The organism is Pueribacillus sp. YX66 (genome assembly GCF_041725775.1).
Classification (GTDB): domain Bacteria; phylum Bacillota; class Bacilli; order Bacillales; family UBA6769; genus Pueribacillus.
The window spans coordinates 1-22945 of sequence record NZ_JBEUEL010000016.1 but is presented as its reverse complement, the minus strand read 5'-3'; the positions used below and the strand labels follow the sequence as shown (position 1 = coordinate 22945).

Here is a 22945-nt window from a genome sequence, read left to right as displayed (position 1 = left end):
GCAGGTGCACGCATGAATGCAAATGATGGAAAGCGATTGCTTCATAGTGCTGTTTTGCTCACAGCTGCAGCATTAATTACGAAGATGCTAAGTATTGGTTATCGAATTCCGTATCAAAATATAACAGGAGATATCGGATTTTACATTTATCAGCAAGTATATCCGATTCACGGGATCATCGTTACGCTCGCGATGTATGGATTTCCTGTTGTCATTTCAAAGTTGTTAGCGGAACAGACTGAAAATCGCCAACAATTGTTGGCTCTTTCTTTTTGGGTACTTTTAATTATAAGTGTACTTTTTTTTCTTTTACTCATTATCTTGTCACCAGTGATTGCGAAGCTCGTCGGAGATAAAGAGTTGACTGCTTTGTACCGTACAATTGCTTTTTCCTTTTTATTTGTTCCGTTCATTTCTGTTTTAAGAGGATATTTTCAAGCTGAAGAAAATGTATTTCCGACCGCATTATCGCAAATTTCCGAGCAAGTTGTAAGAGTAATCATCATTGTCACACTGGCGTTTTATTTTATGAATGAAGGATTTGGCGTTTACGCAGCTGGTACAGGTGCAGCTTTCGGATCGATTGCAGGCAGTTTTGCGAGTGTACTCGTATTAGTCTTAGTTTATATGCGAGTGAAGGGAAACTACATCGGAAGCACTCGTTTAACGATAGAACGTAAAGAAGCGTTAAATATAGCTAAAAGATTGCTTGTGCAAGGGTTTATGATATCGATTGGAGCGCTCGCTCTACTATTTTTTCAATTCATTGATGCTATCACTGTTTTGAATCAGTTAAAGCAGTATGGATTATCACCGATCGAGGCGAAAACAATAAAAGGGGTCTATGATCGAGGTCACCCATTGTTGCAACTAGGATTGACATTGGCAACTTCTTTATCTCTCATCATCGTTCCGACGATTGCTAAAGCTGTCACGGGACAAAATAAACAAGAAGCGCAAAATAAAGCTGGCTTTGCGTTAAAAGTGGCGCTCGTAATCAGCATAGCTGCATCTCTTGGACTTGCTATTATTATTGAACCAACAAACATCATGCTTTTCAAAGATACGCGCGGATCGTCAGTATTAGCCATTCACGGTATGACTATTTTTTTCGGTTCATTAACGCTTACGTCTATCGCGATTTTACAAGGTTTGAACAAAGTAAACGTTACATTGAGAGTCGTAATACTCGGTCTGGCTGTAAAGATTGTTATGAATGTTTTGTTTATCCCTTTTTTCGGTATTTATGCTGCAGCGACTGCAACCGTTATAGGTTTTGCGGTGATGGCAGCTCATTCGTTATTTATCGTTCATAAAGAGCTTCAACTGTTTTCAAACTATGAATTCCGTTTTAATCGAATCATTGGTGCAGTGGGTGGAATGTCGGTTATCGTATTCTTCTGGAAGAAGATTGCGCAAGAGCATGTTTTTACGGACGGACGATTAGCAGCAACAGGAACAGCACTTTCGACTGTACTGCTTGCCGTGATTATTTACTTTGGCTTCCTTCTCGCTAATCGTGTATTTACACCGTCAGAGTTCGGCTTTTTGAAAAGTAAAGGAAAGGGTGTTAGTCGTGAAAATTGAAATTATAGGGCTTGGTTCAGGTGATTTGGAGCAAATGCCTCTAGGCATATATGAGCGCTTAATGAAGGCCACATCTTTATATTTGCGAACAGCAGAACATCCAGCGGCTAAACAACTCTATGAAGCAAGCGTTTCATTTACGTCTTTTGATGATGTATATGAACAATATGCTAGTTTTGAAGAAACATATAAGGCGATCGTGAGTCAACTTTTAACAGCTGCTGAGATAGAGCCTATCGTATATGCAGTACCTGGTCATCCAATGGTCGCTGAAAAAACAGTGCAATTGTTATTGGAAGCACAAGAAACGACAAATGTGAAAATTGAGATTGTTGGCGGACAAAGTTTTCTTGATGCTGTTTTTTCAACGTTAAAGATTGATCCGATTGAAGGCTGCCAAATTATTGATGCAACGGCTGTTCATCCCGATGAATTAAACATTCTTCATCATCTCATTTTTGTTCAAGTGTATGATCAAATGACAGCCTCACATGTGAAATTGACGTTAATGGAGCGGCTTCCAGATGATTATGCTGTAACGATTGTTGAAGCAGCAGGGAGCAAATATGAAAAGGTTTGGGATGTCCCTTTATATGAACTAGACCGGAATATGAAATTAAGTCAATTGAGAGTTGTCTACGTTCCCCCTGTTATGGATGAAACGCTGCGCTACGGTGAATTTAACAAACTACGGGAAGTGATTGCATATTTGCGAGGACCGAACGGGTGCCCTTGGGATCGGAAGCAAACACATGAGAGTTTAAAAAAATATTTAGTTGAAGAAACAGAAGAAGTGCTCGAAGCTATTGATGAAAACAATGTTGAACATTTAGTTGAAGAACTTGGTGATGTATTATTGCAAGTGATGCTACATGCACAAATCGGAGAAGACGACGGTTATTTTTCGATTAACGATGTCATCCGCACATTGACAGAAAAAATGATTCGCCGTCACCCTCACGTTTTTAGTGATCTTGAAATAGCAAACGAAGACGAACTTAAAGAAGTGTGGGATGAGATTAAGCGGGAAGAGAGAAGAAAAAAATGAACAATGTTGAGGTGTACACTATTGAGATTAGATAAATTTCTTAAAGTATCACGTTTAATTAAGCGCAGAACAGTCGCAAAAGAAATGTGTAATAAAGGGAGAATTTCAGTAAATGGACAAATCGCAAAAGCAGGAACGAATATAAAAATCGATGACGAGATTGCGATACAATTTGGACCTAAACTTGTTACGGTACGAGTGAAAGCGATAAAGGAAATGATAAGAAAGGAAGAAGCGGAATCGATGTATACCGTTGTCAGTGAGAAAAAGGTAGAACACTGATCGTTTTAATTTAGTTTTCCTATGTACAGGCTGTTCTAAACTTACAAAAGCCCCCATATATATGAACAGTAAAGAGGGGGAAAACGTATGGAACGGAATCATTATGATCAGTTAAATGAACAGCATGTAAGACCTGAGCATAACTTGATTTTAAAAGGACGTAAACAGCTTGAAATTACGGGTGTCAAACACGTTGAAAGTTTTGACAATGAAGAGTTTTTACTAGAAACAGTGATGGGTTTTTTAGCGATACGCGGGCAACATTTAAAAATGAAAAATTTAAGCGTTGAACGTGGTATCGTGTTGATCAATGGTAAAATTATTGATCTTGTATACTTGGACGATCACGAAGGGGATAAAGCTAAAGGATTTTTTAGCAAGCTGTTTAAATGACACTGACTGTTCAGTTTTACACGATTCTCTCGATGACTTTAATGGGAATCTTTGTCGGAGTAGCAGTTGATACGTACGGACGCTTTATGCATCCGAGTCGCTGGTCAATCTTGCTATTTTTAAGTGATATTCTTTTTTGGATCGTACAAGGCTTGCTCATTTTTTTCGTGTTGTTAAAAGTAAATGAGGGAGAAATTCGTTTTTATATTTTCGTTGCCCTTTTATGTGGATTTGCGATGTATCGCGCATTATTTCAAACGTTTTACAATTATTTTTTAACTGTTCTTATTCGTTTGATTCGTACCGTTATTCAGTTTACACTCAACGTCACGAGGACGATTGTCGTGAAACCGATTCAAACGTTCATTCGGTTATTTATTCAATTGTTCGCTTTTCTCGGTAGCATGCTTTTGGCGTTTTTTCTATTCGTATTTAGGATAATAGTCACATTATTGAAATGGATCGGTCGCCTCATTTGGTCCATTACTCCTGAATATTTGAAAAATCAATTGAAAAGGCTAGCAGGATTTATGAAAATCATGCAGAATAAGATTAAAAAGTGGTTCGGTCGAGTTTAGGAGGCTTTGCGATGAGTCAAGCTAGACGAAGAGCACTTCAAGAGGCTACGTTAAAATATGTTCAAGAAAAGCAAGTATATGATAAAATTAGAAAACGCAGACGTCGTGGTTTGTATCGTCGTCTGACTGCATATTGTCTTATGTCCGTTGTACTTTCAGTTTGCTTTATTTCCATTTTTATATCACAAAAGAAACTGTTGAATGACAAAGTCGAAGAAAAGGAAAGTTTACAAAAAGAATTAGAGTTTGTTGAAAAGCAAGAGATAAATTTACGTGAAGAAATTAATAAATTAAATGATTATGAATATGTTGGTGAATTGGCAAGACGAGATTACTTTTTTTCAAACGATGGAGAAACGATTTTTTCGTTTCCAGATGAATCAACAACAAATTGACAATGTTTTTACCGTTGGTATAATAATGTAAAATGTTTATATTTTTTAAGGAGGATCACTTTTTTCATGTCAATTGAAGTCGGCAGCAAGCTGAAAGGTAAAGTTACAGGGATTACTCATTTTGGGGCGTTTGTTCAGCTGCCAAATGGAAAAACAGGACTTGTTCATATTAGTGAAGTTGCGCACAATTACGTTAAAGACATTAAAGACCATTTAAAAATAGGCGAACAAGTAGAAGTGAAGATTGTTCAAGTCGAGAAAGATGGTAAAATAGGTTTATCCATTAAAAGAGCAATGGACCCGCCGGTTCAAAGAAATCATAAATCAGGTAAATCTCGGCGTGGTGGCGCTTCTACATCTACAAATCGTACCCTTAATTTCGAAGACCAATTAAGCCGATTTCTAAAAGATAGTGAGGAGCGGCTCTCGACATTGAAACGCCATACAGAATCAAAGCGGGGTGGACGTGGGTCGAGACGGTCTTAAGCTTGCTGGTCGTTATGATATTTCGATAAATCTTATAGCCTAGTTTAATCACGTTTCAGAAGCTTAGGTGTAAATGGGCTGAAGCACCGATGACGGTGCTTTTTTGTATGGAATCGATTGGAAAAAAATTCAATTGACATTCGTTCCGTTCGTTGATAAGATATTTTTTGTCTGGAAAAATGATGGCGGTGTAGCTCAGCTGGCTAGAGCGTACGGTTCATACCCGTAAGGTCGGGGGTTCGATCCCCTCCGCCGCTACCAATATATACAATGTAACTATCAGCCGTTCCTTTTAAATTGGACGGTTTTTTTGTTTTAAACTACAAACAGTTATTTAACATAGGCATGATTTACCCAGCTTATAAGAAATTGAAAAGGGAGTTCATTATCGAATGCCCCGCGAAATTTCCTTTTAATACTCGTTTTTCATTTTGATTAATATATATGAAAGATGCAAAAATAGTTTTCTATGGTTGGCATGCTTTTCAAACTTTTCAATCGTTATCCCCTGTAAATATAGGTCTTAAAAATTCAAAATTCATCGTACGAGCGAGTACATTGTGGTCTCCTCCGATTTTTGTTTGTAATGTTGCAGTTAATAAACCTTGAACGACAAGTCTTCCTCGTTCATTATGATTCGTATTAGGATACTTCAGTAAACTGAACAACATTTCTTTAGAAATGCAACCGTTCAAAACTTATGACATCCCCAACTTTTAAATTAGAGCATTTAGAGGATACCCTTTCTTAAACTGTTGATATACAAACCTCGACATGACAAAAAAGAAAAAACGGTGTAAATGTTTATTTCACAACATATGTTTACAACTCTTTAATGAAAACGTTACCTCTTGTTTAGGACTTAAGCCAAATATTGCTTCTATTTCTTTCGGAACAACAGGAATCTCGTCGAGAAGTTTTTGTTTGACTGTCTGTTTGTTTGACAAAAATTGAAATCATTCTGTGATTAAATGGAACTTACACTTATTGACGTTGAAAAACTTTGAAAGGATGATGTAAAGATGAGAAATGTTGTTGAAACGAAAGGAGTGCATCTATTGTTGGTGAGGCTTAAACAATGGATCGGAAAGCTAGAATATGCAGTCACTCACTCAGGGTTTTTGGTCTTTGTCATCGGACTTTTGCTTGGACGAGCTGTTATTTTGAATGAGATGAGCCCATTTGCTATTCCTTTTTTTGCAGCTGTTTTATTATTAAAACGAGAAAGTGCGCGTCTGACATTTCTCGCTGTGATTTTAGGTGCATCATTACATTCGATTGAAAATACGCTTTTTGTCGCAACGGGACTGGTCGTTTTTTTATTATGTAATAAAATAATTGAAAAGCGAACGAAAAACTCATCAAAAACACTTCCGATAACGGTGTTTGTTTCGAGTATACTCGCACGTATTATCTTTATGTCGTTTTCTGGACACGTATTAATGACTGAATTTCTCGTTGCCACTGTTGAAGCAGGATTAAGTTTACTATTGGCGATGATTTTTTTGCAAAGTATCCCTCTTTTAACATTAAAACCGTTAAAGCGAACGCTTCGGAATGAAGAAGTCATCTGTTTTATCATTTTGCTTGCATCCATATTAACAGGGATGATCGGTTGGACGGTTTATGACATGTCACTTGAAAATATTTTTTCTCGTTATTTCATTTTATTGTTTGCGTTTATTGGCGGAGCTGCGATTGGTGCGACCGTCGGTGTTGTTACAGGTTTGATTTTAAGCTTTGCTGATGTGTCCAGCTTGTACCAAATGAGCTTGCTCGCTTTTTCCGGATTGCTCGGTGGTTTGTTAAAAGAAGGGAAAAAGATCGGTGTCGGTATAGGTCTTATCGTTGGCACGTTATTAATTGGCATGTATGGTGATCGATCCCTCGTCCATTTTTATTCTTCATTCATGGAATCGCTTGTCGCTTTTCTATTTTTACTAATGACACCACATTCAGCGATTAAAAAGATTGCTCGCTATATACCTGGAACGAGTGAATATTCACAAGTACAACAACAATATGTTAAGAAAATTCGCGATGTAACGGCAAATCGAGTAGAACAGTTTTCCTCTCTTTTTCAAACGCTTTCAAACAGTTTTACACAAGCACCTGCTATGCATGGCGATCTGAAGCACGATGGTGAGGTAGATTATTATTTAAGCCGAGTCGCTGAAAAAAGTTGTCAAACATGTTTTAAGAAAAAATATTGTTGGATAAACAATCTCGATACAACGTATGCCTTTATGGAAGAAATGATGACTAATTATGAGAAAACATTATCAGATTTTACGTTTCAACGCGAATGGGACAAACATTGTGTAAAATCAAAAAAAGTGAAAGAATTAATTTATCAGGAAACGAGTTATTATGAAGCAAGCTTAAAATTGCAACGGAAAATGAGGGAGAGCCAAAAGCTAGTTGCTGATCAGTTGTTGGGCGTTTCCGAAGTGATGGGGAATTTTGCAAAAGAAATTCAACGTGAACGTGATCAGCATACGTTGTTAGAAGATGAAATCGTAGAGTCTCTTTTTGAACTTGGGCTTGAAATTGACGCTGTTGACATTTATTCATTAGAAAGCGGACAAGCTGATATTGAGATGACACTTTCGTCATGTAGCGGGCATGGGGAAGGAGAAAAGCTTATCGCGCCGTTATTATCGGATATTTTAAAAGAAGTAATTATTCTTAAAGAAGAAGATCATGCTCATTATCCAGGTGGATTATGCACATTAACGTTCGGTTCTGCAAAAGCGTACGTCGTTGAAACGGGCTATGCCAATGCGGCGAAAGGCGGTGCTTTCGTGTCGGGAGATAGCTATTCGATGATTGAACTTTCGTCCGGGAAATATGCAATGGCGATTAGTGACGGGATGGGGAACGGTGAGCGCGCTCATTTTGAAAGCAGTGATACGCTGCAGCTACTCGCAAAAATTTTACAATCAGGAATTGACGAAACAGTGGCGATTAAATCAGTGAATTCAGTGTTGTCATTACGAACAAAAGATGATGTGTTTTCAACGCTTGATTTAGCAATGCTCGACTTGCAAAATGCGTCTGCGAAATTTTTGAAAATCGCATCCAGTCCTTGTTTTATCAAACGGGGTGAGCAAGTGAATATGATCGAAGCAAGTAATTTGCCGATCGGAATTTTTCAAGAGTTTGATGTTGAAGTTGTGAATATGCAATTAAAAGCAGGGGATTTGCTCATTATGATGAGCGATGGCGTGTATGATGGAGCAAACGCTGAAAATAAAGAAATGTGGATGAAACGGAAAATTCGTGAATTGCAGACTGACAATCCGCAAGAAGTTGCCGACTTACTGTTAGAAGAAGTAATTCGCACGCGGTATGGTGAAATTCAAGATGATATGACGATTATCGTTGCAAAATTGAATCGAAATTTACCTAAGTGGAAAACGATTCCTTTTCATTCAAGCATTACAAAAAGGAAAAAGGCACAGTAAAAGCTCATCGATTCGTGCCAAAAACATAGTTGTACTAAGTATAAACTCCTCTTTTCTCGTCTAAAATAGATGAACGATTGAAAGTGAGGAGGATGCACCTTGAAACAAGGAACAATTAAACAAATTTTGTTACTTACAGACGGATGTTCTAACGTCGGTGAAGATCCATCTGCAATTGCAGCACTAGCGAAAGAACAAGGCATAACAGTCAATGTCATTGGTGTCGTTGAAAATGATCAGATTGGTACACAAGGTATTGCTGAAATCGAAGCGATTGCAAATGCGGGAGGGGGTTTTAGCCGAGTCGTCTATACGAAAGAATTGTCTAAAACTGTGCAGATGGTTACTCGCCAAGCAATGACACAAACGATTTATGGTGTAGTTAACTATGAGTTAACTTCTATTTTTGGAGAAGAGAAAGAAATTGACGACCTGCCACCAGATAAACGTGGTGAAGTTATAGAAGTTGTCGATGATTTAGGCGAGACATTACAACTCGATATCTGTGTGCTCGTCGATATGAGCGCAAGCATGAGACATAAACTTTCGACAGTGAAAGAGTCACTCGTTGATTTATCGTTAAGCATGCAAGCACGTGTCGGCGAAAATTCTTTTGCATTGCTTGCGTTTCCTGGAAAACGTAAAGAAACAGAAAAACTTGTTGATTGGACACCAAAAATTAATGAATTAACGACGATTTTTAACAAATTATCACCAGGCGGTACGACTCCGACAGGTCCTGCACTTCGCCAAGCGATTGCAATGTTTTCTCCGCGAAGATCAAAAAGGAGATGGTTACGCGATGATGCATTTAACGAAGAATCCAGCGGTTAATGTGAAGCCTGGTACGCTCATTATAGGAAAATGGAATCGGAATCGCTATAAAATCGTAAGGCAGTTAGGGTATGGTTCGATCGGTGCTGTCTATTTAGTACAATCTTCTGTCGGTCTCTATGCGTTAAAAATAGGTTATGACAAAATGGGCATCATTTCTGAAGTGAATGCGTTAAAACGATTAACGAGCGTACAGGGCCAATGTCTCGGCCCTTTTTTTGTTGAAATGGATGATTGGAACGGATGGACATTTTACGTGATGGAATATATCAATGGTCACTCATTGACTTCTTTCATACAGAAAAAAGGAAGCGAATGGATCGTTGTCTTTATGCTACAACTTTTATCGGAGTTGGAGAAGCTGCATCAACAAGGTTATATTTTTGGTGATTTAAAGCCTGAAAATTTACTCGTTTCTATTCCTTCTCCGCGTATTCGCTGGCTTGACGTAGGCGGTGTAACAAAAATAGGTCGTTCTGTTAAAGAGTTTACATCTTTTTATGATCGAGCTTATTGGGGGGCGGGTTCACGAAAAGCGGAACCGAGTTACGATTTGTTCAGCTTGACGATTATTTTTATTCAATTAGGTTCTCCTAATCGGCTAACGAAAAAAGAAGAAGGAGTAAGACAACTCGAAAGAAAAGTAATGATAAGCTCTGATTTAAACCAGTATAGTTCAATTCTTATTAGGGCGCTTCGAGGAACGTTTGGAAGTGCAGCAACAATGAGAGATGCGTTATTAACGAAAGTGAACGGTACGAAACAACAATTTGTTATGAGCCGGGTTGAACATAAAAGGTTGAGAAAGCAAAAAAAAAGAACCGTATTTAGGATGATGTTCCTTATGACTTTTTTATTTATATTATTTCTTTTATACTTACATTTTAAAGGGATATAAGCGAAAGTTTTATAAAGAAGGGGTTTCTATGGAAAACGTTGTTGATCGTTTCGTACAGAAGCATCAATTATTGAAAAGGCGTTCAACTGTTGTCATCGGGGTGTCAGGAGGGCCTGATTCGATGGCATTGTTGCACTATTTCTTGCAGAGGAAAAAGAGTTGGGATTTACGCATCGTTGCTGCACATCTTAATCATATGCTTCGAGGAGAAGAATCGGAAGATGATTACTCGTACGTTGAAAATTATGCTCAACAACACAATATTTTATTTGAAGGGGCACATATTGATGTGAATGCGTATAAAGAAAAATACGGATTGACAACGCAAATTGCAGCGAGGGAATGTCGTTATCAGTTTTTTGAAAAAGTCATGGTAAAGCACGATGCTGATTTTCTAGCACTCGGTCACCATGGGGATGATCAAATCGAGACGATGCTCATGCGCCAAGTACGAGGAGCAATCGGGTTTTCACGCGCTGGTATTCCAGTTAAACGGAGGTTCGCAAAAGGGATGATTATTCGCCCGTTTCTCTGTTTAGAAAAAGCAGAAATCATAGATTATATTGAACGAGTCGGAATTAATCCGAGAATTGACCCTTCGAACGAACGCGATGAGTACGTGCGCAATCGATTTCGACACGTCATTTTGCCATTTTTAAAATATGAAAATCCGAGCGTGCATGAAAGGTTTCAACAGCAAAGTGAGATGCTTTTCAAAGATGAAGAACTGCTTATGTCAATGGCGAAAGAGAAGTTTTATCAAATTGTAAATCAAAAAGAAAATGGTGAATCGGTGGTAGGCGTAAAAGATTTTCAATCGCTTGCATTTCCTTTACAAAGACGAGTCATTCAACTACTATTAAACTATCTGTATAATTTTGATCGAACAGATGTAACGAATGTACATATTGAACAAATTCTTGCTCTTTTCAACAATAAAAACCCATCTGGAACGCTTCATTTACCTGCAGGTTTACATGTTATCCGCTCATATGGTTGTGTCATATTTACTTTTGCTTTTACTCAAGAGGTATCTCGTTATTCTTACCGAGTATATTTGCCATTTAAATTGCACTTGCCTTATGGAGTTATAATCGGAGAAGTTTTGGACGAAGAACCGGAAGTGAGTAATCGTAACGTGTTTGTTGGCGATGCAGAAGAGATCTACTTGCCGTTAACAATCCGTACACGAAAAGCTGGAGATCGAATGGTACCATTAGGAATGAAAGGTTCTAAAAAATTAAAAGCGATTTTTATTGATGAGAAGATTGATAAACGGAAACGAGATGTAATTCCTGTTGCAGAAGATGCAAAAGGTAATGTTATTTGGATTGCTGGAGTAAAGCGTTCGAAATACGGAATGATTACGGGGAAAACAAGTAAGTTTTTATACATCGTTTATAAAGAAAAGTAACGGCTTTTTATTAAACAGGGAGGACGTTTAGCAACATGGAAAACGATATTTTAGAAGTATTGGCCACAGAAGCGGAAATTCGAGCGAAAACAGAAGAATTGGCCGCTATTTTAACGAAGGAATACGAAGACCGTTTTCCTTTAGTTGTCGGTGTTTTAAAAGGAGCCTTGCCATTTATGGCAGACCTCACGCGCAAAATGAACATTCATTTAGAAATGGATTTCATGGACGTTGCGAGTTACGGAGACTCAACGGTATCTTCAGGTGAAGTGAAAATTTTGAAAGATTTAAATACGTCCGTAGAAGGTAGAGATATTTTAATCGTCGAAGATATTATCGATAGTGGATTAACTTTAAAGTATTTAGTGGAGTTATTTCGCTATCGTAAAGCCCGCTCGATTAAAATTGTGACGTTATTAGATAAGCCATCCGGTCGTCAGTCAGACATTAAACCGGACTTAGTCGGGTTTGTCATCCCGAGTGCATTTGTAGTTGGATATGGGCTTGATTATGCAGAACGTTATCGTAACCTTCCTTATATTGGTATATTAAAAGAAGAGGTTTACAAATAAGTCAAATTGCGCTCATTTTTTAGTTACATCTTGTTAGCGAGAGTGTTACAGTGGAGAGTAAGATGTAATATGTTGTAGTGTGTTTACGATGTATGATATTATAGTATTGTTTCGTGTGTGGGAGGAGGCAAGGCATGAATCGGATCTTCCGGAATACCCTTTTTTATATATTAATTGTCCTTGTAGTTGTCGGGCTTGTCAATTTTTTTAGCGGACCAAATGTGAAGGTAGAACCGTTAAAATATGGCGAGTTTTATGAAAAACTGAAAAAAGGTGAAGTTGATTCATTAACGATGCAGCCTGATCGTGGTGTATTTCTCATTGAAGGAACGTTAGTCGGTGCAGAAGAAGGTGTAACTTTCCAAACGAGTGTACCGTTTAACGAAACTGTTGAGAATGAAATTTTAAGCACCGCGAGCAAAGGCGTTGAAATTGAAGTATTGCAAGCCGAGCAAACGAGCGGATGGCTTAACTTTTTAACCGCAATTATTCCGTTTGCAATTATTTTTATTCTGTTTTTCTTTTTGCTCAACCAAGCTCAAGGCGGCGGAAACCGTGTGATGAATTTTGGAAAGAGCAAGGCGAAGATGTACACCGAAGATAAGCATAAAGTGACGTTTAAAGACGTTGCGGGTGCTGATGAAGAAAAGCAAGAGCTTGTTGAAGTGGTTGACTTTTTGAAAGATCCACGTAAATTTTCGGCGTTAGGTGCTAGGATTCCGAAAGGTGTATTGCTTGTAGGACCGCCTGGGACAGGGAAAACGTTGCTTGCCCGTGCAGTTGCTGGCGAAGCAGGTGTACCATTCTTTTCAATCAGTGGTTCTGATTTTGTTGAAATGTTCGTTGGTGTTGGGGCTTCACGTGTTCGCGATTTGTTTGAAAATGCAAAAAAGAATAAACCGTGCATGATTTTTATTGATGAAATTGACGCAGTTGGTCGTCAGCGTGGCGCCGGACTTGGTGGGGGACACGATGAACGTGAGCAAACACTTAACCAATTGCTTGTTGAAATGGATGGGTTCGATGCAAATGAAGGAATTATCATTATTGCTGCGACGAACAGACCTGATATTTTAGACCCAGCATTGTTAAGACCAGGTCGTTTTGACAGACAAATTCCTGTCGGTAAACCAGATGTAAAAGGCCGTGAAGCTGTTCTAAAAGTTCATGCTCGGAATAAGCCTCTTGCAGATGAAGTAAAATTAGAAACAATTGCAATGCGGACGCCTGGATTCTCAGGTGCCGATTTAGAAAACTTATTAAACGAGGCAGCACTTGTAGCAGCGAGATCCAATAAAAAAGAAATTGATATGGAAGACATAGATGAAGCGACAGACCGTGTCATTGCGGGACCAGCTAAGAAAAGTCGCGTTATATCGGAAAAAGAGAAAAACATTGTTGCGTATCATGAAGCGGGTCATACCGTCATTGGAATGGTACTTGATAATGCGGATGTCGTACATAAAGTGACGATCGTTCCTCGAGGTCAAGCTGGTGGATATGCGGTGACCTTGCCAAAAGAAGATCGTTACTTTATGACAAAACCAGAATTGATCGATAAAATTATCGGTCTATTAGGTGGGCGTGTTGCTGAGGAAATTACGTTTAATGAAGTGAGTACAGGCGCAAGCAATGACTTCCAACGCGTCACGGAAATTGCACGTCGCATGGTTACTGAATTTGGTATGAGTGAAAAGCTCGGACCGATGCAATTTGGGACTGGTCACGGAAGCCAAGTATTCCTTGGGCGCGATATTCAAAGTGAACAAAATTATAGTGATGAATATGCACGTTTAATTGATATTGAGATTCAAGGAATTATTAACGATGCATATAATCGTTGTAAACAAATTTTGCTTGAAAACCAAGATAAACTGAACTTAATTGCAGAAACATTGAAGGAAGTCGAAACGCTTGATGCGGAACAAATAAAATCACTTATGGATCATGGTCGTTTGCCAGATCGAACGGAAAAATCGTCAGAAATGGCAGACTCGGAAGATGTGAGAGTAAATATAAATACGAAAAAAGAAATAGAAATAGAGGAAAATGAAGACAGCGAGTCATCAAAAGAAGATAATGAACGCTCAGAATAAAAGATGTCCATTTGGACATCTTTTTTTTTGGATCTATGTAGTATAAACTATTCACATATAAAGGTTGTTCAAAAAATCTGGGAACGATTGGTTTGAATTTTTTAGCTAGCATATTTAATTGGTAGAAGTTTGCATCTCCCTGTAAAAAGTTACACTGATTTTTTCACTGCACTTGTAGGGTAGAAGAGAAATTTATTCCGATGTTCATGTTGTAACTAATAATTTCTTTACGGGATGTTATGTATTTAGCGACCTCTCGTTGTCCTCTTTTTTGAACGTTCATTTAGTCAGATTGTGGATGGGGTGAAGAACGTGATATTTGTTTTAGATGTGGGGAATACAAATATAGTACTAGGCGTTTTTAAAGATGGGGAACTTTTTCAGCATTGGCGCATTGGGACGAGCCAATTAAAAACTGAAGATGAATATGCAATAACGATTAAAGAACTTTTTCGCAATGAGGGCTTGACGTTTAAAGATATTACTGGCATTATTATTTCTTCTGTTGTACCACCGATCATGTCATCATTGGAACTGATGTGTAATAAATATTTTCATGTTAAACCGTTAGTCATTGGTCCAGGAATAAAAACAGGACTCGATATTAAGTATGAAAACCCGAGAGAGGTTGGGGCTGACCGAATTGTGAATGCTGTTGCAGCTATTGATCTTTATGAATGCCCACTTGTCATAGTAGACTTTGGCACTGCAACTACATTTTGTTATGTCAATGAGAAAAAACAGTACATGGGTGGCGTGATAGCCCCGGGTATTAATATTTCGACTGAAGCGTTATTTACCCATGCATCGAAATTGCCGAGAATAGAAATAACAAAACCAGATCTCGTTGTCGGACGCAATACAGTTAGCGCAATGCAAGCGGGTATTTTTTATGGTTACGTCGGGCAAGTGGAAGGGATCGTTAACGGAATTAAAAAACAATTTCAGTCGGAGCCGAAAGTGATTGCAACAGGGGGACTCGCGTCACTTATCGCTCAAGGTACTGCCATTATTGATCACGTTGACCCATTCCTAACATTAAAAGGGTTATATAAAATATTTTTGAAAAATCAAATATAAGTGAAATAATATTTATAAGGAGGCAACATGAGGTGGGCTTGAATTCATCCTTTTAGATGAGCCTCTGAACATTTGAACAACAATCATACTGAAAGGGATTGAAAGATGTCTGATTACTTAATGAAAGCGCTCGCTTACGACGGACAAATTCGTGCATATGCGATTAGCTCTACGGAACTCGTTTCCGAAGCACAACGTAGACATGATACATGGCCGACAGCATCAGCGGCGTTAGGACGAGCGTTAACAGCAACAACAATGATGGGTGCAACATTAAAAGGTAATGATAAAGTGACTGTCAAAATTGAAGGTGGCGGTCCGCTAGGTGTTTTAATTATCGATGCGAATGCTGTCGGTGAAGTGCGTGGGTATGTAACGAACCCTCACGTTCATTTTGATTTAAATGAGCATGGTAAACTTGATGTTGCAAGAGCAGTCGGGAAAAACGGCTTTTTATCTGTCGTAAAAGACCTTGGGTTAAAAGATATGTTTACAGGGCAAGTGCCACTCGTTTCTGGAGAATTAGGCGATGATTTTACGTATTATTATGTCACATCAGAACAAATTCCTTCTTCCGTAGGTGTCGGTGTACTCGTTAACCCAGACAATAGTATATTAGCTGCCGGCGGATTTATGTTCCAAGTGTTACCAGAGGCAGAAGAAGAGGTCATTGCTTTGTTGGAAAAAAGACTTGAGACAATTTCTCCGATTTCAACGATGATTCATAATGGGCTAACTCCGGAGGAAATACTTTTTGAAATTTTAGGCAAAGAAAACGTTACAATTTTAGAGAAAATGGCTGTATCTTTTAAATGTAATTGTTCACTTGAACGCACAGAGCGAGCGATTATCGGTTTAGGGAAAGAAGAAATCCGTGCGATGATCGATGAAGATGGTCAAGCAGAAACTGTTTGCCATTTTTGTAACCAAGCTTATCATTTTGATAAAACAAAGCTTGAAAAGCTATTCCAAATAAGCAAGTAAAAATTTATTGACAATCTTGAAGCAGTTTGCTACTCTTAATCTTAATAAATCCAATAACTATACTTGGTTTTAAGGAGTGAGCAAAAATGGCAGTCGTAAATTCAATTACTGAATTAATTGGTAATACCCCGATCGTTAAGCTGAATAAGCTTACAAATGAAAATGATGCTGATGTCTATTTAAAGCTTGAATACATGAACCCGGGAAGTAGTGTAAAAGACAGGATTGCACTTTCAATGATTGAAGCGGCAGAAAAAGAAGGAAAATTAAAAAAAGGCGATACAATTATTGAACCTACAAGCGGTAACACAGGTATAGGATTAGCCATGGTCGCTGCAGCAAAAGGATATCGGTCGATTCTCGTCATGCCTGAGACGATGAGTATGGAGCGTCGTAATTTATTGCGAGCATACGGGGCAGATCTCATTTTGACACCCGGTCCTGAAGGAATGGGTGGAGCGATTAAAAAAGCAGAAGAGCTTGCAAAATCGAAAGGATACTTTATGCCGCAACAATTTAGCAACGAGGCAAATCCAATTGTTCATCGAAATACGACAGGGCAAGAAATTATTAAACAGATGGATCAACTCGATGCGTTTGTTTCCGGGATCGGTACGGGTGGTACGATTACTGGGGCTGGCGAAGTCATTAAAGAAAAATTTCCGAATGTGAAAATTATCGCTGTTGAACCGAAAGACTCACCAGTCTTATCTGAAGGAAAGAAAGGACCACATAAAATCCAAGGGATTGGCGCAGGTTTTGTTCCTGAAATTTTAAATACAGAGATTTACGATGAAATTGCAACGGTAACGACAGAAGAAGCGTTTGAGTTTGCTCGCAGAGCAGCGAAGGAAGAAGGAATTCTTGGTGGTATTTCTTCGGGTGCAGCGATTAAAGTAGCGCTTGACGCTGCAAAACAACTCGGAAAAGGAAAAAAAGTCCTTGCGATTATCCCGAGTAATGGCGAACGTTACTTAAGTACGCCTTTATATCAATTTGATGAAGAGTAATGTATGTTAATAATCGTTGGAAAGTGACAATTATACGTTTCGACATTTCGTAATTCTTGTCTACGTTTTTAACTTGTGGAATTAAATAGAAGTCAAGTTTTATATTGAGTCCTCAACTTTTGGGGACTTTTTTACTTTATAGGCAGGAAGTTCGTGAACAAACGAACATAATCATGTACAATAAGTAAAGTTACAATGATGAATGAAATAGGAAGGTAAGACGAAATGTACATTCACGTTAATGGTGAGCTTATTCCAAAAGAAGAAGCACATATTTCCCCGTTTGATCACGGATATTTATATGGGATCGGTTTATTTGAAACGATCCGCGTATACAATCGACATCCTTTTTTGCTTGACGATCATATCGAACGGTTAAATAAAGGGCTACAAATGATTAGAATTAATTTTGAATGTTCGACTGATGTATGGAAAACACGGATTGACGAACTTCTTCAAGTGAATGGCTATAGTGATGCGTATATTCGGATAAATATTTCAGCGGGTATCGGTGAGCTTGGCTTAACAGCAAACCCATATAATGATCCGACGACCATTATATTTTCAAAACCTTTATCAGTAAATGGGAAGATTTCTGAAAAGGCAGCTACCATTTTAAAAACAAAACGAAATTCACCTGAAGGAGTCTTTAGATTAAAATCTCACCATTTCTTAAATAACGTCCTCGCAAAACAAGAATTAGGAAACAACCCAAGACGGGAGGGGATTTTTCTTAATGAAAAAGGATATATCGCTGAAGGAATTGTTTCGAATGTATTTTGGGTCAAAGATAGAATCGTTTATACGCCTGCATTAGAAACAGGAATTTTAAATGGCGTTACACGGAAGTTTATATGTTCGCTGCTTAGGCGAAAGCAAATTGAACTTAAAGAAGGTTTTTATGAACCTGACCATCTTTATGATGCCGATGAAGCGTTTATGACGAATTCAATCCAAGGGATCGTCCCGTTTTATGCTGTCGATAAACGACATTTCCCAGGAAATAACGGAGAAATAACGAAAATATTGCTTAATAATTATAATAAATATCGTGAAACATTGATGTCATCCAAGCAACTTAAGAAAGGATTGGAAACGGATGAGCGACAAAAAACGGATTGACTTTAGTAATAAAACATATGTCATGGGAATTTTAAATGTTACGCCTGATTCATTTTCAGATGGTGGTCGTCACAATCAGCCTATAGATGCAGCGCGTCATGCGGTTAAACTTGTTAACGATGGTGCCGATATGATTGATATTGGCGGTGAATCGACGAGACCAGGATTTCAGAAAGTAACGCCTGAAGTCGAATTGCAACGAGTGATTCCTGCGTTGAAAGAAGTTCGAAAAGTGGTCGATGTCCCGATCTCCATCGATACGTACAAAGCAGAAGTAGCAAGACAAGCGATCGAAGCTGGTGCTGATGTGATAAATGATATTTGGGGTGCAAAAAAAGATCCAGAAATGGCGAGCGTTGCTGTTGAATATGATGTGCCAATCATTTTAATGCATAATCGTGAACAACCAGAATACGAAAATTTAATGGACGAAATTGTTTCTGACTTATATGAAAGCATAGAGATTGTAAAGTCTGCTGGGGCTACGGATGGACAAATTATTTTAGATCCAGGAATCGGATTTGGAAAGACATTCGAACAAAATTTGTATGTTATGCGAAACTTAGAAGTTATTACTCAACTAGGTTACCCAGTTCTATTAGGTACTTCACGTAAATCTATGATTGGACATGCTTTAAATTTACCACCTAACGAACGAATGGAAGGGACAGGAGCATCTGTCTGTCTTGGAATTGAAAAAGGTTGTCAAATTGTTCGTGTACATGATGTTAAGCCAATCGTTAGAATGGTGAAAATGATGGATGCTATGTTGAGAGGACCTATATTGAATGGATAAAATTTTTATTAATAAATTACAGTTTTACGGTTATCATGGTGTTTATCCAGAAGAAACGAAACTTGGTCAGCGCTTTTACGTTGATGTTATAATCGAAGCGGATTTAAAGAGTGCTAGCCAAAGTGATGACATAAACGATACAATTGACTACAGTCTCGTATACGGACGTATTCGACACATCATGGAAGGCGAACCGAGGAAGCTATTGGAGAAGCTTGCTGAAGAAATAGCTACTGATCTGTTACAAAACTTTTCGTTAGTTGAACGGATAACAATAAAAATCGTTAAGCCTAATCCTCCAATACACGGTCATTATGATTCGGTTGCTGTCGAAATAACGAGGGGACGTTAATGGCAAAGGCATATATTGGACTAGGTTCAAATCTTGGGAATCGTGAGCAATATTTACGAACTGCTCTCGAGCAAATAAAGGCAGATGACTCGATTATTATAACAAATGTCTCTTCCGTTTATGAAACAGATCCGATCGGCGTGATTGATCAACCCTCTTTTTTAAATATGGTTATAGAAGTTAAAACGACATATGCTCCGATAGAACTGCTCGAGCGTTTGCAATCGATTGAAAACGTTTGTGGGCGTAAACGTGAGCTAAAATGGGGACCAAGAACGTTAGATCTTGACATCTTGCTATATAATCAAGAGAATATGAAGTCGGAACGCTTAGAAATTCCACATCCGCGCATGAAAGAGCGTGGCTTTGTTTTAATTCCTCTTCACGAAATAAATGCTCAATTAGTTGAAACACGTTTTTCAAAAGAATATGAAGAAGTCATCAAACAATCTAAGCACGGCGTGAAACAGTGGAAACAAAAAAACGAAATGAATAGTATAGCTTTTTTAGAAAAGTAGGTGAACAGAAAAGATGTTAAAAATAGGCGACATAACGATGAAAAATCAAGTGGTGCTTGCGCCGATGGCAGGTGTAAGCAATCCAGCTTTCCGTTTAATTGCAAAAGAATTCGGCGCGGGGCTTGTCTGTGCTGAAATGGTCAGTGACAAAGCAATTCTTCACGAGAATGAAAAAACATTAAAAATGCTTTACGTTGACGAGCGTGAAAAACCGTTAAGCCTACAAATATTCGGTGGTGAAAAAGAAACACTTGTCGGTGCAGCGCGTTATGTAGATAAAGCAACGAATGCAGACATTATCGATATTAATATGGGTTGCCCTGTTCCGAAAGTAACACGTTGCGATGCGGGCGCAAAGTGGCTGCTAGATCCGGATAAAATTTATAATATGGTGAAAGCCGTAGTTGATAATGTAGAAAAGCCAGTTACAGTTAAAATGCGTATCGGGTGGGACGAAGAACATATTTATGCAGTTGATAACGCAAAAGCAGTTGAAGCTGCAGGTGGTTCAGCTGTTGCTGTTCACGGACGAACACGAGTACAAATGTATGAAGGAAAAGCAAATTGGGACGTAATTAAACAAGTAAAAGAATCCGTAGAGATTCCTGTTATCGGAAACGGGGATATCGTTACACCGATGGATGCAAAACGTATGTTAGATACGATTGGAGTCGACGGTGTCATGATTGGTCGCGGTGCACTTGGAAACCCTTGGATGCTCTATCAAACAGTTCAATATTTAGAGACAGGAACGTTGCCGGCAGCACCAACTCCGAAAGAAAAAATCGATGTATGCCTTCTTCATCTTGACCGACTGATCGGTTTAAAAGGAGAGAAAGTAGCAATAATGGAAATGCGTAAACACGCCGCCTGGTATTTAAAAGGAATGCGTGGCAATGCAAAAGTACGTAAGCAAATTAACCATTTAGATACTCGTGAACAGCTCGCTTCTGTTCTTTATGAATTTGTTGCACATCTCGAAGATAAAAAAGCAAAAGCGGTATAATTGTTACGGTTTTAATGTCATGTTAGGAGTGATTCCATGAATCAGGATACAGATTTAAATGATCAGTTATTAGTACGTCGTGAGAAGCTACAAACATTACGTAATCAAGGAATAGACCCGTTTGGTATGCGGTTTGAGCGTACACATTTAACAAATGAATTAAAGGCAAACTTTGAAAATGTAGCGAAAGAAGAACTTCAAGAAAGAGAAGAAGAAGTTAAAATTGCTGGAAGGATAATGACGAAGCGAGGTAAAGGAAAAGCGGGATTTGCTCACATTCAGGACTTAGAAGGGCAAATTCAAATATACGTTAGAAAAGATGCTGTTGGTGACGAACAATATGAACTTTTTACGATGTCAGATATCGGCGATATCGTTGGCGTCATTGGAACTGTTTTTAAAACAAAAGTTGGTGAACTTTCTATTCGAGCAAAAAAATTTATTATTCTTTCGAAAGCATTACGTCCATTACCAGATAAATTTCACGGATTGAAAGATGTTGAACAGCGTTATCGTCAGCGTTATGTCGATTTAATCATGAATCCTAATGTTAAACAAACATTTCTTACTCGTAGTAAAATTATTCAATCAATGCGTCGCTACTTAAATAGCCATGGCTACCTTGAAGTTGAAACACCAATGATGCATACAATTCCTGGAGGGGCTGCAGCGCGCCCGTTTGTCACACATCATAACGCACTTGATATGGATTTATATATGCGAATTGCAATCGAACTACATTTGAAACGACTCATTGTTGGTGGCTTTGAAAAAGTGTACGAAATTGGGCGAGTGTTTCGAAATGAAGGAATTTCAACGCGTCACAATCCCGAGTTTACAATGATTGAACTCTATGAAGCTTATGCAGACTACGAAGATATTATGGAACTGACAGAAAATTTAGTTGCGCACATTGCTGGAGATGTTTTAGGTACAACGACAGTAACATATGGGGAATATGAGATTGACCTAAAACCAAAATGGACACGACTTCATATGGTAGACGCAATAAAACAATACGTTGGCGTTGATTTTTGGAAAAATGTATCTGATGATGAAGCGAAACAATTAGCAAAAAAACATGGGGTTGAAATTAAAGAAACGATGACATACGGACACATCGTAAATGAGTTTTTTGAACAACTTGTAGAAGAAAAATTAATTCAACCGACATTTATTTATGGACATCCAGTAGAAATTTCTCCTTTAGCGAAGAAAAATAAACGGGATCCACGCTTTACAGATCGATTTGAATTGTTTATCGTTGCACGTGAACATGCGAACGCGTTTACAGAGTTAAATGATCCAATTGATCAACGCGAGCGATTTGAAGCGCAAGTGAAAGAGCGTGCACAAGGAAATGATGAAGCGCATCTAATGGATGAAGATTTTTTAGAATCGTTAGAGTACGGCATGCCACCAACCGGTGGTCTCGGTATTGGAATTGATCGACTTGTTATGCTATTAACGAACGCACCTTCAATACGAGATGTATTACTATTTCCACATATGCGACCTCACGATTAAAGAATGTCTGCCACTCATTGGCAGACATTCTATTATTTTACGGTTGCACAGATTTCAATCGTGTAGTAAGATATCAATTGTCGCTTCGAGCGACGAAGAAAAAAGCTCCAAAAATAATCTTGACAAACGTTTCGGAGCCTGTTATGATTAAAGAGTCGCCATTTGGAGTGGCGAGGAAGAAAAAGGCTACTAAGTAGCTGATTTGCCTTTGCGTCTACAAGCTTATAAACGAAGTAAGCTTTTTCGGGGCAAGGCACCAAAGATGATCATTTAAGTCATCGCTTCGTTCTTTGAAAACTAAACAAAACGCCAAGCGAAAAAGCTTTGAAATTTAAATGTATGAGTCACGAACTCTAGATAACACCGTGAGGTGTTAAAGGATACAGAAGGTTGACTAACGTATAGACGTCGGTCCTTTACCTTCTGTCCATCATCGGAGAGTTTGATCCTGGCTCAGGACGAACGCTGGCGGCGTGCCTAATACATGCAAGTCGAGCGCG

General features: G+C 38.5%; 22 protein-coding genes, 1 tRNA gene, 1 rRNA gene and 1 pseudogene. 24 read left to right on the top strand and 1 reads right to left on the bottom strand.

Features of this window, described 5'->3' with window-relative positions; genetic code table 11:
- Positions 1-12: 12 nt before the first annotated feature.
- The 8 genes from ABU914_RS08790 to ABU914_RS08755 all read left to right on the top strand — a co-directional run bounded on the left by ABU914_RS08790 (position 13) and on the right by ABU914_RS08755 (position 5030).
- Positions 13-1587 (top strand): putative polysaccharide biosynthesis protein, encoded by a 1575-nt coding sequence (locus tag ABU914_RS08790; protein ID WP_379669367.1) that lies wholly within the window; start codon positions 13-15, stop codon positions 1585-1587.
- Entirely contained in the window at positions 1577-2635 is a 1059-nt protein-coding gene (locus ABU914_RS08785) for a MazG family protein (protein ID WP_379669366.1), read from the top strand. Before ABU914_RS08790 ends, ABU914_RS08785 begins: the two co-directional genes overlap by 11 nt.
- 21 nt (positions 2636-2656) lie before the next feature.
- A complete protein-coding gene (locus ABU914_RS08780; RefSeq protein WP_379669365.1) occupies positions 2657-2917 on the top strand; it encodes an RNA-binding S4 domain-containing protein in 261 nt (86 codons plus the stop codon).
- 87 nt (positions 2918-3004) lie between these two features.
- Entirely contained in the window at positions 3005-3310 is a 306-nt protein-coding gene (gene yabP / locus ABU914_RS08775) for a sporulation protein YabP (RefSeq protein WP_379669364.1), read from the top strand.
- Entirely contained in the window at positions 3307-3888 is a 582-nt protein-coding gene (yabQ, locus tag ABU914_RS08770; protein WP_379669363.1) for a spore cortex biosynthesis protein YabQ, read from the top strand. Before yabP ends, yabQ begins: the two co-directional genes overlap by 4 nt.
- An 11-nt stretch (positions 3889-3899) precedes the next feature.
- Positions 3900-4283, top strand: a complete 384-nt coding sequence (locus ABU914_RS08765; RefSeq protein WP_379669362.1) for an FtsB family cell division protein — start codon at positions 3900-3902, stop codon at positions 4281-4283.
- 66 nt (positions 4284-4349) lie between these two features.
- Complete coding sequence (locus ABU914_RS08760; RefSeq protein WP_379669361.1) at positions 4350-4769, top strand: S1 domain-containing RNA-binding protein; 420 nt, start codon at positions 4350-4352, stop codon at positions 4767-4769.
- Positions 4770-4953: 184 nt separating this feature from the next.
- Positions 4954-5030 (top strand) — tRNA-Met (locus ABU914_RS08755).
- A 98-nt stretch (positions 5031-5128) separates the two neighbouring features.
- Here ABU914_RS08755 and ABU914_RS08750 read toward each other — a convergent pair.
- A pseudogene (locus ABU914_RS08750) lies at positions 5129-5471 on the bottom strand (hotdog family protein).
- Positions 5472-5791: 320 nt separating this feature from the next.
- On the opposite strand from ABU914_RS08750, the gene spoIIE reads away from it, so the two are divergent.
- The 16 genes from spoIIE to ABU914_RS08670 all read left to right on the top strand — a co-directional run.
- A complete protein-coding gene (gene spoIIE, locus ABU914_RS08745) occupies positions 5792-8236 on the top strand; it encodes a stage II sporulation protein E (RefSeq protein WP_379669360.1) in 2445 nt (814 codons plus the stop codon).
- A 99-nt stretch (positions 8237-8335) separates the two neighbouring features.
- A complete protein-coding gene (locus ABU914_RS08740) occupies positions 8336-9070 on the top strand; it encodes a VWA domain-containing protein (protein WP_379669359.1) in 735 nt (244 codons plus the stop codon).
- The gene (locus tag ABU914_RS08735) at positions 9039-9968 is read left to right on the top strand and encodes a serine/threonine protein kinase (RefSeq protein WP_379669358.1); all 930 of its coding nucleotides are present in this window, start codon (positions 9039-9041) and stop codon (positions 9966-9968) included. Before ABU914_RS08740 ends, ABU914_RS08735 begins: the two co-directional genes overlap by 32 nt.
- 28 nt (positions 9969-9996) lie before the next feature.
- Positions 9997-11382, top strand: coding sequence for a tRNA lysidine(34) synthetase TilS (tilS, locus tag ABU914_RS08730; RefSeq protein ID WP_379669357.1), 1386 nt, complete (start codon positions 9997-9999; stop codon positions 11380-11382).
- A 35-nt stretch (positions 11383-11417) separates the two neighbouring features.
- Entirely contained in the window at positions 11418-11954 is a 537-nt protein-coding gene (gene hpt, locus ABU914_RS08725) for a hypoxanthine phosphoribosyltransferase (protein WP_379669356.1), read from the top strand.
- A gap of 134 nt (positions 11955-12088) precedes the next feature.
- Entirely contained in the window at positions 12089-14050 is a 1962-nt protein-coding gene (gene ftsH / locus ABU914_RS08720; protein ID WP_379669355.1) for an ATP-dependent zinc metalloprotease FtsH, read from the top strand.
- Between the two features lie 312 nt (positions 14051-14362).
- Positions 14363-15130: a type III pantothenate kinase gene (locus ABU914_RS08715; protein WP_379669354.1), complete on the top strand. Its 768-nt coding sequence runs from the start codon at positions 14363-14365 to the stop codon at positions 15128-15130.
- Positions 15131-15235: 105 nt separating this feature from the next.
- Positions 15236-16114 carry an Hsp33 family molecular chaperone HslO gene (gene hslO, locus ABU914_RS08710; RefSeq protein ID WP_379669353.1) on the top strand — a complete coding sequence of 293 codons (879 nt, stop codon included), beginning with the start codon at positions 15236-15238 and terminating at the stop codon, positions 16112-16114.
- 86 nt (positions 16115-16200) lie between these two features.
- Positions 16201-17124: a cysteine synthase A gene (gene cysK, locus ABU914_RS08705; protein ID WP_379669352.1), complete on the top strand. Its 924-nt coding sequence runs from the start codon at positions 16201-16203 to the stop codon at positions 17122-17124.
- 225 nt (positions 17125-17349) lie between these two features.
- The gene (gene pabC, locus ABU914_RS08700; RefSeq protein WP_379669351.1) at positions 17350-18246 is read left to right on the top strand and encodes an aminodeoxychorismate lyase; all 897 of its coding nucleotides are present in this window, start codon (positions 17350-17352) and stop codon (positions 18244-18246) included.
- Positions 18224-19042: a dihydropteroate synthase gene (gene folP / locus ABU914_RS08695; RefSeq protein WP_379669350.1), complete on the top strand. Its 819-nt coding sequence runs from the start codon at positions 18224-18226 to the stop codon at positions 19040-19042. Before pabC ends, folP begins: the two co-directional genes overlap by 23 nt.
- Positions 19035-19394 (top strand): dihydroneopterin aldolase, encoded by a 360-nt coding sequence (folB, locus tag ABU914_RS08690; RefSeq protein ID WP_379669349.1) that lies wholly within the window; start codon positions 19035-19037, stop codon positions 19392-19394. The genes folP and folB overlap by 8 nt, the downstream gene beginning before the upstream one ends.
- Positions 19394-19912 (top strand): 2-amino-4-hydroxy-6-hydroxymethyldihydropteridine diphosphokinase, encoded by a 519-nt coding sequence (gene folK, locus ABU914_RS08685; RefSeq protein WP_379669348.1) that lies wholly within the window; start codon positions 19394-19396, stop codon positions 19910-19912. Before folB ends, folK begins: the two co-directional genes overlap by 1 nt.
- A gap of 13 nt (positions 19913-19925) precedes the next feature.
- Complete coding sequence (gene dusB, locus ABU914_RS08680) at positions 19926-20918, top strand: tRNA dihydrouridine synthase DusB (RefSeq protein WP_379669347.1); 993 nt, start codon at positions 19926-19928, stop codon at positions 20916-20918.
- A 36-nt stretch (positions 20919-20954) separates the two neighbouring features.
- Positions 20955-22445, top strand: a complete 1491-nt coding sequence (gene lysS, locus ABU914_RS08675; protein ID WP_379669346.1) for a lysine--tRNA ligase — start codon at positions 20955-20957, stop codon at positions 22443-22445.
- A 430-nt stretch (positions 22446-22875) separates the two neighbouring features.
- Positions 22876-22945: ribosomal RNA gene (locus ABU914_RS08670) — 16S ribosomal RNA — on the top strand; the annotation flags it as partial.

Bases quoted from the DNA above. Each gene is read 5' to 3' on its own strand.
- folB (WP_379669349.1), top strand. From the start codon at position 19,035: ATGGATAAAATTTTTATTAATAAATTACAGTTTTACGGTTATCATGGT.
- ABU914_RS08790 (WP_379669367.1), top strand. From the start codon at position 13: ATGAATGCAAATGATGGAAAGCGATTGCTTCATAGTGCTGTTTTGCTC.
- spoIIE (WP_379669360.1), top strand. From the start codon at position 5,792: ATGAGAAATGTTGTTGAAACGAAAGGAGTGCATCTATTGTTGGTGAGG.
- yabP (WP_379669364.1), top strand. From the start codon at position 3,005: ATGGAACGGAATCATTATGATCAGTTAAATGAACAGCATGTAAGACCT.
- folP (WP_379669350.1), top strand. From the start codon at position 18,224: ATGAGCGACAAAAAACGGATTGACTTTAGTAATAAAACATATGTCATG.
- folK (WP_379669348.1), top strand. From the start codon at position 19,394: ATGGCAAAGGCATATATTGGACTAGGTTCAAATCTTGGGAATCGTGAG.
- ABU914_RS08760 (WP_379669361.1), top strand. From the start codon at position 4,350: ATGTCAATTGAAGTCGGCAGCAAGCTGAAAGGTAAAGTTACAGGGATT.
- pabC (WP_379669351.1), top strand. From the start codon at position 17,350: ATGTACATTCACGTTAATGGTGAGCTTATTCCAAAAGAAGAAGCACAT.
- yabQ (WP_379669363.1), top strand. From the start codon at position 3,307: ATGACACTGACTGTTCAGTTTTACACGATTCTCTCGATGACTTTAATG.
- hpt (WP_379669356.1), top strand. From the start codon at position 11,418: ATGGAAAACGATATTTTAGAAGTATTGGCCACAGAAGCGGAAATTCGA.
- ftsH (WP_379669355.1), top strand. From the start codon at position 12,089: ATGAATCGGATCTTCCGGAATACCCTTTTTTATATATTAATTGTCCTT.
- tilS (WP_379669357.1), top strand. From the start codon at position 9,997: ATGGAAAACGTTGTTGATCGTTTCGTACAGAAGCATCAATTATTGAAA.
- cysK (WP_379669352.1), top strand. From the start codon at position 16,201: ATGGCAGTCGTAAATTCAATTACTGAATTAATTGGTAATACCCCGATC.
- ABU914_RS08735 (WP_379669358.1), top strand. From the start codon at position 9,039: ATGATGCATTTAACGAAGAATCCAGCGGTTAATGTGAAGCCTGGTACG.
- ABU914_RS08765 (WP_379669362.1), top strand. From the start codon at position 3,900: ATGAGTCAAGCTAGACGAAGAGCACTTCAAGAGGCTACGTTAAAATAT.
- dusB (WP_379669347.1), top strand. From the start codon at position 19,926: ATGTTAAAAATAGGCGACATAACGATGAAAAATCAAGTGGTGCTTGCG.
- lysS (WP_379669346.1), top strand. From the start codon at position 20,955: ATGAATCAGGATACAGATTTAAATGATCAGTTATTAGTACGTCGTGAG.
- hslO (WP_379669353.1), top strand. From the start codon at position 15,236: ATGTCTGATTACTTAATGAAAGCGCTCGCTTACGACGGACAAATTCGT.